The 11,367-nt window shown below is 66.2% G+C and carries 14 protein-coding genes; 8 read left to right on the top strand and 6 right to left on the bottom strand.

All coding sequences use genetic code 11. The features are described from left to right. Nucleotides 1-343: 343 nt before the first annotated feature. On the bottom strand, nucleotides 344-715 hold the full coding sequence (locus ACQP10_RS03270) for a TetR/AcrR family transcriptional regulator C-terminal domain-containing protein (RefSeq protein WP_433541872.1): 372 nt from the start codon (nucleotides 713-715) through the stop codon (nucleotides 344-346). Between ACQP10_RS03270 and ACQP10_RS03265 the strand changes: the two genes are divergently transcribed. Then, nucleotides 680-1,039 carry a hypothetical protein gene (locus tag ACQP10_RS03265; protein ID WP_433541970.1) on the top strand — a complete coding sequence of 120 codons (360 nt, stop codon included), beginning with the start codon at nucleotides 680-682 and terminating at the stop codon, nucleotides 1,037-1,039. The genes ACQP10_RS03270 and ACQP10_RS03265 overlap by 36 nt on opposite strands. Here ACQP10_RS03265 and ACQP10_RS03260 read toward each other — a convergent pair. Beyond that, nucleotides 991-1,977 carry an NAD(P)-dependent alcohol dehydrogenase gene (locus ACQP10_RS03260; RefSeq protein WP_346017809.1) on the bottom strand — a complete coding sequence of 329 codons (987 nt, stop codon included), beginning with the start codon at nucleotides 1,975-1,977 and terminating at the stop codon, nucleotides 991-993. The genes ACQP10_RS03265 and ACQP10_RS03260 overlap by 49 nt on opposite strands. 243 nt (nucleotides 1,978-2,220) lie before the next feature. Here ACQP10_RS03260 and ACQP10_RS03255 point away from each other — a divergent pair, with 243 nt between their 5' ends. Then, on the top strand, nucleotides 2,221-2,814 hold the full coding sequence (locus ACQP10_RS03255) for a DUF2306 domain-containing protein (protein WP_346017810.1): 594 nt from the start codon (nucleotides 2,221-2,223) through the stop codon (nucleotides 2,812-2,814). Here ACQP10_RS03255 and ACQP10_RS03250 read toward each other — a convergent pair. The 3 genes from ACQP10_RS03250 to ACQP10_RS03240 all read right to left on the bottom strand — a co-directional run bounded on the left by ACQP10_RS03250 (nucleotide 2,811) and on the right by ACQP10_RS03240 (nucleotide 5,059). Beyond that, on the bottom strand, nucleotides 2,811-3,467 hold the full coding sequence (locus ACQP10_RS03250) for a response regulator (RefSeq protein WP_179820197.1): 657 nt from the start codon (nucleotides 3,465-3,467) through the stop codon (nucleotides 2,811-2,813). The genes ACQP10_RS03255 and ACQP10_RS03250 overlap by 4 nt on opposite strands. After that, entirely contained in the window at nucleotides 3,464-4,510 is a 1,047-nt protein-coding gene (locus tag ACQP10_RS03245) for a sensor histidine kinase (protein WP_399499144.1), read from the bottom strand. Before ACQP10_RS03245 ends, ACQP10_RS03250 begins: the two co-directional genes overlap by 4 nt. Nucleotides 4,511-4,738: 228 nt before the next feature. Next, a complete protein-coding gene (locus ACQP10_RS03240; protein ID WP_346017812.1) occupies nucleotides 4,739-5,059 on the bottom strand; it encodes a GYD domain-containing protein in 321 nt (106 codons plus the stop codon). 366 nt (nucleotides 5,060-5,425) lie between these two features. Here ACQP10_RS03240 and ACQP10_RS03235 point away from each other — a divergent pair, with 366 nt between their 5' ends. Further along, nucleotides 5,426-6,070, top strand: coding sequence for a hydrolase (locus ACQP10_RS03235; RefSeq protein ID WP_346017813.1), 645 nt, complete (start codon nucleotides 5,426-5,428; stop codon nucleotides 6,068-6,070). Between the two features lie 175 nt (nucleotides 6,071-6,245). Further along, nucleotides 6,246-6,629: a tyrosine-type recombinase/integrase gene (locus tag ACQP10_RS03230; RefSeq protein ID WP_399498939.1), complete on the top strand. Its 384-nt coding sequence runs from the start codon at nucleotides 6,246-6,248 to the stop codon at nucleotides 6,627-6,629. 370 nt (nucleotides 6,630-6,999) lie between these two features. On the opposite strand, the gene ACQP10_RS03225 is transcribed toward ACQP10_RS03230, so the two are convergent. Then, complete coding sequence (locus ACQP10_RS03225) at nucleotides 7,000-7,509, bottom strand: hypothetical protein (RefSeq protein WP_433540848.1); 510 nt, start codon at nucleotides 7,507-7,509, stop codon at nucleotides 7,000-7,002. 572 nt (nucleotides 7,510-8,081) lie between these two features. Here ACQP10_RS03225 and ACQP10_RS03220 point away from each other — a divergent pair. From ACQP10_RS03220 to ACQP10_RS03205, 4 genes are all read left to right on the top strand, one after another. Beyond that, complete coding sequence (locus ACQP10_RS03220; protein WP_433540847.1) at nucleotides 8,082-8,852, top strand: neutral zinc metallopeptidase; 771 nt, start codon at nucleotides 8,082-8,084, stop codon at nucleotides 8,850-8,852. 451 nt (nucleotides 8,853-9,303) lie between these two features. Beyond that, nucleotides 9,304-9,765 carry a hypothetical protein gene (locus ACQP10_RS03215; protein ID WP_399498937.1) on the top strand — a complete coding sequence of 154 codons (462 nt, stop codon included), beginning with the start codon at nucleotides 9,304-9,306 and terminating at the stop codon, nucleotides 9,763-9,765. A gap of 245 nt (nucleotides 9,766-10,010) precedes the next feature. After that, entirely contained in the window at nucleotides 10,011-10,451 is a 441-nt protein-coding gene (locus ACQP10_RS03210) for a hypothetical protein (protein WP_399498936.1), read from the top strand. A gap of 42 nt (nucleotides 10,452-10,493) precedes the next feature. Further along, a protein-coding gene (locus ACQP10_RS03205; protein WP_399499141.1) for an IS5 family transposase occupies nucleotides 10,494-11,331 on the top strand; the annotation gives its coding sequence in 2 pieces (ribosomal slippage) (nucleotides 10,494-10,868 and nucleotides 10,870-11,331; 837 coding nt in all). Nucleotides 11,332-11,367 lie beyond the last annotated feature (36 nt).

The raw sequence follows: 11,367 nt of genomic DNA, 5'->3' as shown, positions 1-11,367 counted from the left end.
TGAGGCTCCGGACGGCGACGCCCTCGAACCGGCCGTCCCGGACCGGCGGATGATCACCGATGACGCCGGGCGTCACCGGACCGGCAGAGAGCGGCCCTTCGCATCCGGTACGGCCGGGCCCGCGCCTGCGCGCCCTGCTGGAGCACCGCCGGATCGGCCATGCGCCGGCCATCGCGGGCAACCGGCGGGTGAACTTGGACGGGGCGCCGGAGTACCGGCCCCGCGAAGCGCCATCGGGATGGCCGCCGCCGGCTCCGGCCGCATCCTGTGTGGGGAGAGGATCCCGTTTGCCCACAGCGGCGACAGGCGGGTGCGCCGACCGGAGAACGATCGACCTGGCCGTTCAGGGTCTGTGGCCGCACTCCATTCCGCGCAGTATGGCGGCCAGGCCGTCATCGAACTCGGCCTCGGCGTCGACGCCGCGGGCCTCCCGGGCGGTCTCGGCCATGAGGGGGAACTCCGGCAGGTCGGCGATGACGCTCGTACCGGGGCCGGCCAGCGGGCCGAGGTGGTCGAGCTGAAGCGCTCCGATGACGTAGGCGAGCAGGCAGCGCAGCGCGACCACCCGCCGAGGCCCGTCGAGGCCCGCCTCCTTGAGGATTCCGACGAGCGTCTCCGACCATCCCAGCAGCCGCTCGGACCGGTGCCGGTGGACGACGATCAGGGGAATCACCGATGGATGCGTTCCCGCGGCGTCGCGCAGCCGTCGGACCATGGCGGCCACCCGGCCGGTCCAGGGCGCGGCGGGATCGGGCGGGGCGGTGTCCACCTGGGACAGGACCAGATCGACGACGAGTCGTTCCAGGGCGGACGACTCGGCCTTCCCGGCGACTTCCTGATCGCCGGTGACGGCCGGGTGCCGGCCGCCAAGCTCGGCCGCCACGCCTACGACCAGTGGTCGGTCGACGAGCTGCTCGCGCTCGCCGCCCGCGCTCCCCGGTCCACGCCGGAGGCCGGCGTCACGTGGGGCGCCTCCGGTGAGGACACCGCTCAGAAGGAGATGACGACCTTGCCGGGGACGTGGCCCTCCTCCAGGTAGCCGATCGCCCTGGGGATCTCCTCGAAGGGATAGTGACGGTCGATGACCGGGATCACTCGTTTGTCGTTCAGGAACTCGCTCAACGTCTGCAGGTTCTGTTTGGGGCTGGGGCACTTGAGGGCGTCGGCCACCGATATCCGCCGGCCGACGAAGGGGGACAACGCCAGGGCGGAGAGCACCTGGCCCATGGGTTGTATCCAGCGGCCGGGCGGACCGCCGACCACCACGTAGGTCCCCTTGGGGTGCAGGGTGCGGCGGGAGACGGAGACCGGCCGGCTCCCGGCGATGTCCAGGAACAGGTCGTAGCGCCGGGTCTCGCGGGTGAAGTCCTGGGTGGTGTAGTCGATGACCCTGGTCGCGCCGAGGGAGTGGACCAGGTCCACGTTCCGGGCGCTGCAGACGCCGGTGACCTCGGCGCCGAGGGCGCGGGCGAGTTGCACGGCGAACGTGCCGACCCCACCGGACGCGCCGTTGATGAGAACACGCTGGCCGGGCAGGATATGACCTTCGTCGCGCAGGGCGAGGAGGGCGGTGTTGGCGGCCATGGGAACCGCGGCGGCCTCCTCGTACGAGAGGTTCTCCGGCTTCGGGGCGAGGTCGGATTCGCGGACGCAGACATATTCGGCGAAGCCGCCACCGCTGATGACGGCGAAGACGTCGTCGCCGGGGCGGAATTCCGTGACGTTTCCGCCGACGGATTCGACCTGGCCGGAGATGTCGGCGCCCAGGATGGTGATCTTGGGGGTGCGGAGTGCGAGACCGCCGGGCATCAGGCGGGCCAGGTACGGCTCGCCGCGCATGTTGTGCCAGTCGTACGGATTGACGGAGCCGGCACGTACCCGGACCAGGACCTCGTCGTCGCGAGGAACGGGGACGGGGATTTCGGTGAGCGTCAGGACATCGGGTGGCCCGTACGAGCGTGAGACGAACGCCTTCATCGCCATCTCCCTATGCGAGTCAATGCGGAGGCAGTTGAAAGGCTAAGAAATGCGACCGGACCAGCGAATCAGCCGAAAGTACGCCTGATCGCTGGATGATCGGCTGAGCTGAATCGGGCCTTTCGCGCGATGAGCAGACATGGGTGAGGAAGCCACGATCCCCTCATGACCGAAAGCGGTGTGAGGGGCGCCAAGCCCCAGAGGGTACGGCCCGGCGGACGGGGCGCCAGAGTCCCCGGATGGATGGTGCCCACCGGCCTGATCATGCTCAGCGTGATTCCGGTGGTCGCCGGTGCGCTGCGTTTGGGGGAACTGGCGGGTGGCGCGGCGGTCACCCCCGCCAACGCGCGATTCTTCGCGACACCGCTGCCCGTGGTGTCACACGTCATCGGAGCGTCGCTCTACGGCATCGTGGGCGCCTTCCAGTTCGCGAAGAGGTTCCGTCGCCGGAGGCCGGCCTGGCATCGCATGGCAGGACGGATTCTCGTCGTATGCGGACTCGTCGCCGCACTCTCCGGCCTGTGGATGACCGTGTTCTATCCTCGCCCGGAAGGCGACGGCGATCTCCTCGCGGCGTTCCGGCTCGTGTTCGGCACGGCGATGGCGGTCTCCCTCGTGCTCGGCTTCGCCGCCGTCCGGCGGAGAGATTTCCGCCGCCACCACGATTGGATGATCCGCGCCTACGCGATCGGCGTGGCCGCCGGCACCCAGGCGTTCACCCAGCTCCCCTGGATGCTCCTCGTCGGCCCCCTCGGCGAGACCCCCAGAGCCCTGCTCGTGGCCGCCGGATGGGTCATCAACCTCGCCGTGGCCGAGTGGATCATCCGCAGACCCTAGTTCCTGACCCGATGGGTCTCGTACGCCCACATGGCGATCTCCACCCGGTTCCGGGCGCCGAGCTTGGCCATCAGGCTGGCGATATGGGTCTTGACGGTGCTGAGTGAGATGTGAAGTTCGTCAGCGATCTCACTGTTGGTACGCCCCCGGGCCACCGTGACGAGAATCTGCTCCTCACGCTCGGTGAGCGCCTCGATGGGACGGACCGGCGGCGCGGCGGGCCCGGCGTGCGCGAAGGCGGTGAGCAGGCGGGCGGTGACGCTCGGAGCGATGAGGGCGTCACCGGCCGCCGCGGCGTGAACGGCCTGGGAGAGCAGCTCGGCGCCGGCGTTCTTCAGCAGGAACCCCCGGGCTCCCGCGCGCAGCGCCGCGTAGACGTACTCGTCGAGGTCGAAGGTGGTGATGACCACGACGGCGAGGGGGTCGTCGACGGTGGGCCCGGCTAGCATCCGGGTGGCCTCGATGCCGTTGAGCACGGGCATCCGGATGTCGAAAAGGCACACGTCCGGTCGGAGTCGCCGGGCGAGTTCGACCGCTCGCCGCCCGTCGGCGGCCTCGCCGACCACCTCGATCCCCGGCTGCGCATCGAGGATCATCACCAGTCCGGTACGGACGATCTCCTGGTCGTCGGCGACCAGCACACGGACGCTCATCCGACCACTCCGGTACGCGGCAGCACGGCGGTGACGCTCCATCCCCGGTCGGGATCGGGGCCCGCCGCACAGGTGCCCCCGAGGAGATCAGCCCGTTCGATCATGCCGATGATCCCGTAACCGGGTGTCCCCGCGGGGCGAACGGGATCGCCGTCATCGCTCACGCGCAGACGGACCGACGTGTCGTCGGCGCTGACCCGGACCAGGACGCGGGTGGCGTGCCGCGCGTGGCGCCGGGCGTTGGTGACCGACTCCTGGGCGAGGCGGTAGATCGCGGCCTCGACGGAAGGGGAGAGGCCGGCGGTGTCGCCCTCGATCTCCACCTGGACGGACGGGCCGGATCGTCCCGGGCTTTCGAGCTGGGAGAGATCGGCGATGCTCCGCCCAGGCGTCAGGTCCGCGGGCGCGTTCCGGCGGAGGACGTGAACCATGGCGCGCATCTCGGCGAGCGCCTGGGCCGCCTCGGCCTCGATCACCCGCAACGCCTCGGTGGCGGCGTCCGGCCGCGACGCCGCCGTCGCCAACCCCGCCTGCGCCCGGATCGCCATCGCCGAGACGTGATGGGCGACGGTGTCATGCAGGTCTCGGGCCAGTTGCTCACGTTCGAGCAGTTTGACCTGGTCAAGCTCCCGCGTCCGCGCCCTCGTCCGATACCGGAACGCCGTTCCCACGGCGATCACCGCGAACACGACGGCGAAGGCGGCGGCGGTGTCGGCCGGACCGGAATAGTCCACGACCACGGAGAACGTGGCTTTGACGAGAATGATCGCCAACCCGACGATCGCCTCTCGCCCGGACCCCCACCGGAACAGCGCATAGGGCAGGAGAAGCAGATAAATCATGGTGTTGGACTCGGGCGAGACACCACCCGTCAGCACCTGGGCCACACCCGACACGCCGAACGCGATCGCGACCATCAACAGCGGCCGGGTGCGGCGCCACAACAAGGTGGGCACCAACCCGACCGCGAGGCTCACCGAGATGACCCGTGAGGGCATGTCCGGCCGCACCACTCCTTCGAGCAGCGCGACCGGCAGCAACACCCCTACGAGTACCCAGTCTCGCCACACCCGCCGTGGCGCGTCGGGGGAACGGGGCTCGTGCCACACGGAGCGAATAAGGCCGTGCACGAAGTCATGGTACGAGAGCCCCCACCACAAACAATCAGCCCAAAGTACGAGACATTCGGCTCACCGGATCAGATCCTTCCGCTTCTCGCCCGCGATCGAAGTACCGGATTCACCCGTCCGCTCCCCGCGATCCCCCGGCTGTCACGCGCCAGGAGCCCGGTATGCCACCTCCATCCGAGCGGCGTCGTCGATCTCCTCCGACGTCAGCAGGACAGCCGTCTTCGTCCGTACCGCCCCGGACGCCGATATCGTGAAACCCACGGCGGCCGAAGCCGCATTGCTCGGCAGGTCGACGATCACATACGTGTCCGTCTCGCCGAACGCGAAGTACATCTGCTCGACCCGGCCGCCGACGCTTTCCGCCATGCGCTCCACCGCTTGCCGGCGCCCGGTGCCGCCGTCCTGCAACACTCCCTTGAGGCCATCCGCGGTGTAGGTCGCCTGAATCAGGTACTTGGGCATGATCGGCCTCTCTTCTCATGCCGCACCCTGCGCTGGGGCGGCCATTGCGGTCACGGGGTCGAAATTCTCGACTTAGAGTGACGGTAACCCCACCCGCCGTACTGGTTTTCCCTGTCGCGGCCTTACACCGCGAAGCCCGCAGTGGTCTCACAGCGCATGCCCGCAGGCTCGGGCACCGCTGATCATGCTCTCGAGGGACCGCCTACCGGCGCCGCGCCCTGAAGTAGGTGGCTTTTCCCGGCCAGGGGATCCCCTCTGGGGCTGGAGGGCGCCGCCTCCAAATCTAGAACCCGTTCCACCGGGTATACCGTGAAGGCATGCCGCGACCAGGCATCGTCGGTGTTTACACCGAAGGGGGCTACCACGATGACCAGCGAGCACATCCGCGATCCGGAGACCGATCATCTGCTGACGCCGAGAAATGCAGCGGTTCTCATCATCGATTACCAACCGGTCCAGGTGAACTCGATCGCCTCGATGGACCGCCAACTGCTTGTCAACAACATCGTCGGGCTGGCGAAGATCACGCGCGCCTACGGGCTGCCGATCGTCCACTCGACGGTCAACGTCCAGACCGGACTCAACAAACCCCCGATCCCGCAGCTACGGCAGGTCCTCAGCGACCTCCCCGCGTACGACCGCACATCCATCAACGCCTGGGAAGACCGCGAGTTCGTCGAGGCGGTCAAAGCCACCGGCCGCAAGAAGCTGGTGATGACGGCTCTGTGGACGGAGGCATGCCTGACGTTTCCCACACTCGACGCGCTGCGTGAGGGCTACGAGGTCTATCCGGTCGTAGACGCCGTGGGCGGTACGTCGCTGACCGCCCATGAGACGGCGCTGCGTCGAACCGAGCAGGCCGGGGCGCGACTGATCACGTGGGTGCAGCTCTTGTGCGAACTTCAACGCGACTGGTCCCGCAAGGAAACCGTCGACGATTTCTTGAGGCTGTTCATCGAGACAGGCGGCACCGCCGGCCTGCAGTTCGCCTACGACCGCGACGAAGGTTGATCGACCAACCGCGACGCTCGCCCGCATGGTCGGGGTGAACGTTGCAGCAGCTTCGCCATAGTGTTTTGCGGCATTTGGCGCAGGCCAGCCGAACCGCGCCAGAGCTGCGGGCCAAGTCACGCCGTACGCTCCGCCTGGCTCCGGAGCCGGTCGACGCCTCCGGCGGCACCGGGCCGTGCACAATGCCGAGCGGCTCCGGGCGGGTGAGTCCTGGACCGAACACGGGCTGATCTTCCCGACCGCTTTCGGCAGCCTCTCGGCCCCGGACACCTTCTCTCACCTGTTCTCCAGGCCGGCGCGCAAGGCCGGCCTCGGGCACTGGCACCCGCACGAGCTGCGGCACTCGGGAGCCTCGCTCATGCTCGCCCAGGGCACTCCCCTGCACGTCGTCTCCGAGGTCCTCGGGCACGCGAGCATCTCGATCACCAAGGACGTCTACGGCCACCTCGTGAAAGGTGAGAAGCACGCGGCGACGGCGGCGATCTCCGGGGCGTTGCTGGGCGGACAAAGGCCGGTGACTCCCAAAGTGGCTCCCGAAGACGCCGAGGACACCGGCTGAGCACCGGATGCAGGAAGACCCCTGACGGCATATCGCCTGTTCAGGAGCCTTTCTCTTTACGAACCGACGACGGGAATCGAACCCCTGACCTCCTGTTCACGCCCCCAAGCGGTGTCCAGGATTGTTCAGACCGGTCCGCCGCGCAGGTCGCGAAGGGTCCGCCCGTTAATATCGGCCCAGCTCGTGACCGTTTCTTCGATGACATGACCTCTGACCTGGTGCGCAGCGCGTTCGCGGCTCCCCTGTCATCATGATCATTGCACGTCACGGCAAACACGGCCGGAGATCCGTGCAGCGATCGATCACGCTGTCACCGCTCCCTCCACCAGCCGATCAACCAGCCTGGCCCATCTAGCGGCGACCACCCCGGTCAGGGGCACATCCAGCAGTAGAGCAGCTGGTCATGCTCCTTCGCACGGCGGGACAGCCTGACAAGATTTTTGGCTACTGACAGCAGGTACTCCATGTCGACCGAGGTGAAGTGTGAGAACTCCTCGATCTCCGCCCAGCGCTCCGTCAACGCCGGCAGGCGTGCGTCGTCAACGTCGGTGAGCAGATCACGCACGTTCACCGACAGCCCTTGAATGCCCGGTCCATCCAGGTAGGGCGAGTCCTCCGGCAGGACGTCCCACTCCTCCTCACTCTGCGGTGCTCCTTCCGGTGGGGGATACAGAGCCACCATGCCGACCAGCTCCGTGGAAAGGTCCACGTCACCGATGAGCGCCACGAGCTTGTTCAGGGTTCCCCACGGGTCGATCTCCTTGGTCTCCACAGCGTCGAACCCGGCAACCCCGTGAGGTTCGTCGATCATGCGGGAAGCTTCCGGCCGGACAAGTGCCGCCTCGCGATCGGCGGCTCGGTAGTACCCATAGAAACCCATGGGGACGATTTTGTTCAGGTGACGAGAGGCAAGGCCGACATCGAGACTGACGGACAAGCTATGGGATGCGGTCACGCTGCGGAAGAGCGCCGGCCACCGATGCCGACCCCGCCGACCAGGGAGATCATCTACAGGACGGGGGACGTATCCAGGCGGTACTACCCGACGGAAGCCGGTACGGACGGTACACCCACCCGGTAGCCACGCCCCCAGGACCTTCAAAGTCAGGGGCAGCGGTTTTCAAGCAAGATCGGGGATTTCCACAGGCGTCCAGCATTGACACAAATACCTGCTCAGATGTGGTATTCGACTTCCGATATTCCAGCGATGTCCATGGTCGTCCAGGGCCGTCGTTAGCACCAGCGTTAGCAAGATCGCCGCATATGAGACGTAGGCGGCCTCGGTGATGGCCAGCGCCCACTCCAACAGCGGTACCACCCCGCTGGGCACCCCAATGTTAAGGCTCGCCGCCAGGTTCCCAAGCATTCGTGTTGATCCCTGCGGACAACTGTGAGCCTGCCCTGGAATCGTTACCATCAGGCCCTTACCTACGGCTTTTCATCGTTCTACTCTTGATCACCATTAAAAGGGTTATGATCGTTATTTCCGGCATAGTCGCCGCCATGCTCCCATACGGGACAGCCCATGCGTATCCAGTTAAAAACAACACGCTCACTGCCAATGCGATCTACAGCGGCGGTGCGCTCGACACCACCGAGTGCCCGGAGAAGCCCATCAAGCGGCGCAATGCGACGCTCGCCAAGTCGTACGTGAAGGCTGTCGTGGGCTGTCTCAACACCACATGGGCAGCCCAGTTCGAGAAGTCGGGCCAGTCATTCAGGGCCCCGAAGCTGAGGCTCGTCACCAAACCACCCGCCAAGTTCTGCGCGCTCAAGTGGGATCAGTCCGAGGAGGAAGCGTACTACTGCGACGAGACCGAAACGATCTTCATCGTGCTCAGCAACAACCTGCTCGACGACCCTTCCGACCTGTACCTCTTCAACTTGGTGAGCATGGAGTACGGCCAGCACGTTCAGACGCTCACCAATATCTACAGCGAGTGGCAGGACATCGACTTCCGCAACAAGAAGGAGTACTACGAGCACTCCCGCCGCTACGCGTTGCAGAACAACTGCTTCGGCGCCGCTTTCCTCGCGAGCGCCTGGAAATCCCTAGACCGCTCCTCGGCCGATTGGAGGCTGCTGCTCTCATACGCCAAGGACTGGACCGGCAAGGACAACGGGACGAGGACGAACATCGGGTACTGGATGAACCAGGGGTTCACCACGGGCGACCCAGGGGCATGCAACACCTGGGCGGCATCCGCCAAGCGCGTGGCTTAACCGACCGATGACGACGTGGGCCAGGGGTGGCGACGGGCGCCCACCACAACGCCCATGATCGCCGGCCACAACCGCCCTCGCACCAGGATTGTTTTCCGATAGCTGACGTCTCAGATCAACGGCGTCTGACCAAGGCAAAGTAGCTGGTCAGACGCCGTTTTCGAAGTGAGAGCAGAGAGCGTGGTGTGCGGAGGACGCGGGATTCGAACCCGCGAGGAGCGTCGCCGGCCCCAGCGGTTTTCAAGAGGGCCGCGTTCCGGGCTACAGCAGAGCCTCTGAGCAGGGCAAAAGCATCATCCCTCACCCGAACGACAGAAGATCATTCCGCACATATCCCGCAGGCTCCTTGGGTCTCGCTCACCGTGGTTCAGCCGCGGATCGAACTTCCTGTCGGCGAAGGTCCTCCTCGCCTCTTGACTTGCCCCCTGAACCGTCCGAGAGCATATCGATCATGCTGTTTTTTCGCTTCCTCGCCATCGGGCTTCTCAGCGGGGCCGCTGTGGTTCCCTTCCTATGGGATCAGCGAGGTGACGAGTTCGAGCATCTGCGCCTGGCCGCACTCACGGGCCTGGAGTTCGGCCAGTTCCTCACGGTACCGATCACGCTGGTAGTCGGAGCCTGGAAGAGCGGTTCCTGGAGCGAGCGGCCCCGGCCGGCGCCTCCGGGCTTCGTCCTGGGAGGGATCACCGTCGCGTTCGGCGCTCTGGTCCTGACACAGGCGATGGCCTCGTCACGATGGCTCAACGGTCGACCGTCCGGAGTCGGCGACCCAGACGGCGAGTACGTCATGGCAGCGCTCGCCGAGCTTTCGGGAGCGGTGACCCTACTCGTCGGCATAGTGATCTTGATCTGCCGAGGAGTCGCCATCGCGTGTTCCCCGAAGGTGGACATGCCGCCACACGTAAGCCGTTGACCAGGTCAGGAGGACCGAACTTCTGACACCCTGCTTGCAAATCGGTCTGATCTTAGGCCTTACGGGTCGTGAGCTGGGCGGCGAACTCCCCGCGAGTGACCGTGACTGACCGCAGTTGACCGCCCTTAATGGCCCGCTAATGGCCCGGCGGTCACCCTGGCCCTAGGGTGACCGCTTCCAGGACCATGCCATCCATGATCAGGGGCTCGGAACCTGGCTCTGACCAGTGCTGAACGGATGTGGACGTGAGCCGTCGTGTGTCGCTGTTGCAGTATCCGTTGCAGTACCTCGACACCGCGAGCAGAGTGAGCTACATGATCGAGACCGACGGTCCTTTCTACCGAGTCAGCGAACCCGGCTTCGAGATGCAGGTCCCCCGATGGGAGGGGCACGAGCCCGAGACCACCGAGGAGGCCGCCGCGACCATCATGTTTCCCGACGGCACTCGTCGCTACGCCACCTTCATGACCCTCGATGTCGTCGGCAGGGTCATGGACCGCTGGAAGGACACGGGCGAGTGCCTCAACGGGCGGTACTTCTGGTGCTCCGACCTGATCATCATCCGCGAGCCGGGCTTCACCTCGATGATCGATGCCGTGCGAGACATGATTGCGACTGGGGAGATCGACAGCGCTTGTGGTGTGCTTCCAGCTGAGGACGAGGACGAGGAACAGACTGCGGATTAGAAGCCATCTCAATTGGCTCGGTGGGCTGTGCCCGTGGCGGGGATCGTTGAGCGGCTGGTGCCGGATGAGCTGTGGGAGTTGTTCCAGCGGGTGGTGCCGGAGGCTCCTTCGCGGCCTCAGGGTGGGGGCCGGCGTCGGCATGGCGATCGGGAGGTGCTGGCGGCGATCGTGTTCGTAGCCACCTCCGGGTGCACCTGGCAGCAGTTGCCTGCCGCATCATTCGGGCCTTCCCGGGCCACGGCTCACCGCCGGTTCGCCGAGTGGTCGAAGGCCAGGGTGTGGGCCAAGCTGCACCGCCTGGTCCTCGACGAGCTCGGCTCTCGGGGCGAGTTGGACTGGTCGAGGTGCGCGATCGACCCGGTCAGCGTGCGGGCGATGAAAAAGGGGGAGCTGACGGGTCCGAATCCTGTCGACCGGGGGCAAGTACGGATCGAAGATCCATCTGATCACTGAGCGGACCGGTCTGCCCATTTCCGCCGGGATCTCCGGCGCCAACCTCCACGACAGTCAGGCCCTGATCCCGCTGGTGAAGGGCATACCCCCGATCCGTTCACGCCGCGGCCGGCGCCGGCGCAAGCCCGGCAAGCTTCACGCCGACAAGGGCTACGACTACCGCCACCTGCGGCAATGGCTCTCCGGCCGAGGCATCCGTCACCGCATCGCCCGTAAAGGCATCGAGAGTTCCCAGCGACTCGGACGACACCGATGGACCATCGAGCGAACCATGTCCTGGCTCGCCGGCTGCCGACGACTCCACCGACGCTACGAACGCAAGGCCGAGCACTTCCTCGCCTTCACCAGCATCGCCTGCACCCTGATCTGCTACCGCGGACTCAACTCACCAAATGAGGTGACTCCTGCCGTAAGGGTTGTCTCGTGACTCCGACGGCCTTGGCTTCGACTGTGATCGGAAAGC

Origin of the sequence: Streptosporangium sandarakinum, assembly GCF_050942225.1 — a bacterium.
Lineage (GTDB): Bacteria > Actinomycetota > Actinomycetes > Streptosporangiales > Streptosporangiaceae > Streptosporangium > Streptosporangium nondiastaticum.
This window is presented reverse-complemented; position numbering and strand designations above follow the sequence as displayed.

What these genes read in the sequence shown, in the direction of transcription:
- ACQP10_RS03235 (WP_346017813.1), top strand. Translation starts at nt 5,426, where the DNA reads ATGACCAGCGAGCACATCCGCGATCCGGAGACCGATCATCTGCTGACG.
- ACQP10_RS03225 (WP_433540848.1), bottom strand. Translation starts at nt 7,509, where the DNA reads ATGGGTTTCTATGGGTACTACCGAGCCGCCGATCGCGAGGCGGCACTT.
- ACQP10_RS03250 (WP_179820197.1), bottom strand. Translation starts at nt 3,467, where the DNA reads ATGAGCGTCCGTGTGCTGGTCGCCGACGACCAGGAGATCGTCCGTACC.
- ACQP10_RS03240 (WP_346017812.1), bottom strand. Translation starts at nt 5,059, where the DNA reads ATGCCCAAGTACCTGATTCAGGCGACCTACACCGCGGATGGCCTCAAG.
- ACQP10_RS03265 (WP_433541970.1), top strand. Translation starts at nt 680, where the DNA reads ATGCGTTCCCGCGGCGTCGCGCAGCCGTCGGACCATGGCGGCCACCCG.
- ACQP10_RS03255 (WP_346017810.1), top strand. Translation starts at nt 2,221, where the DNA reads ATGGTGCCCACCGGCCTGATCATGCTCAGCGTGATTCCGGTGGTCGCC.
- ACQP10_RS03260 (WP_346017809.1), bottom strand. Translation starts at nt 1,977, where the DNA reads ATGAAGGCGTTCGTCTCACGCTCGTACGGGCCACCCGATGTCCTGACG.
- ACQP10_RS03270 (WP_433541872.1), bottom strand. Translation starts at nt 715, where the DNA reads ATGGTCCGACGGCTGCGCGACGCCGCGGGAACGCATCCATCGGTGATT.
- ACQP10_RS03215 (WP_399498937.1), top strand. Translation starts at nt 9,304, where the DNA reads ATGCTGTTTTTTCGCTTCCTCGCCATCGGGCTTCTCAGCGGGGCCGCT.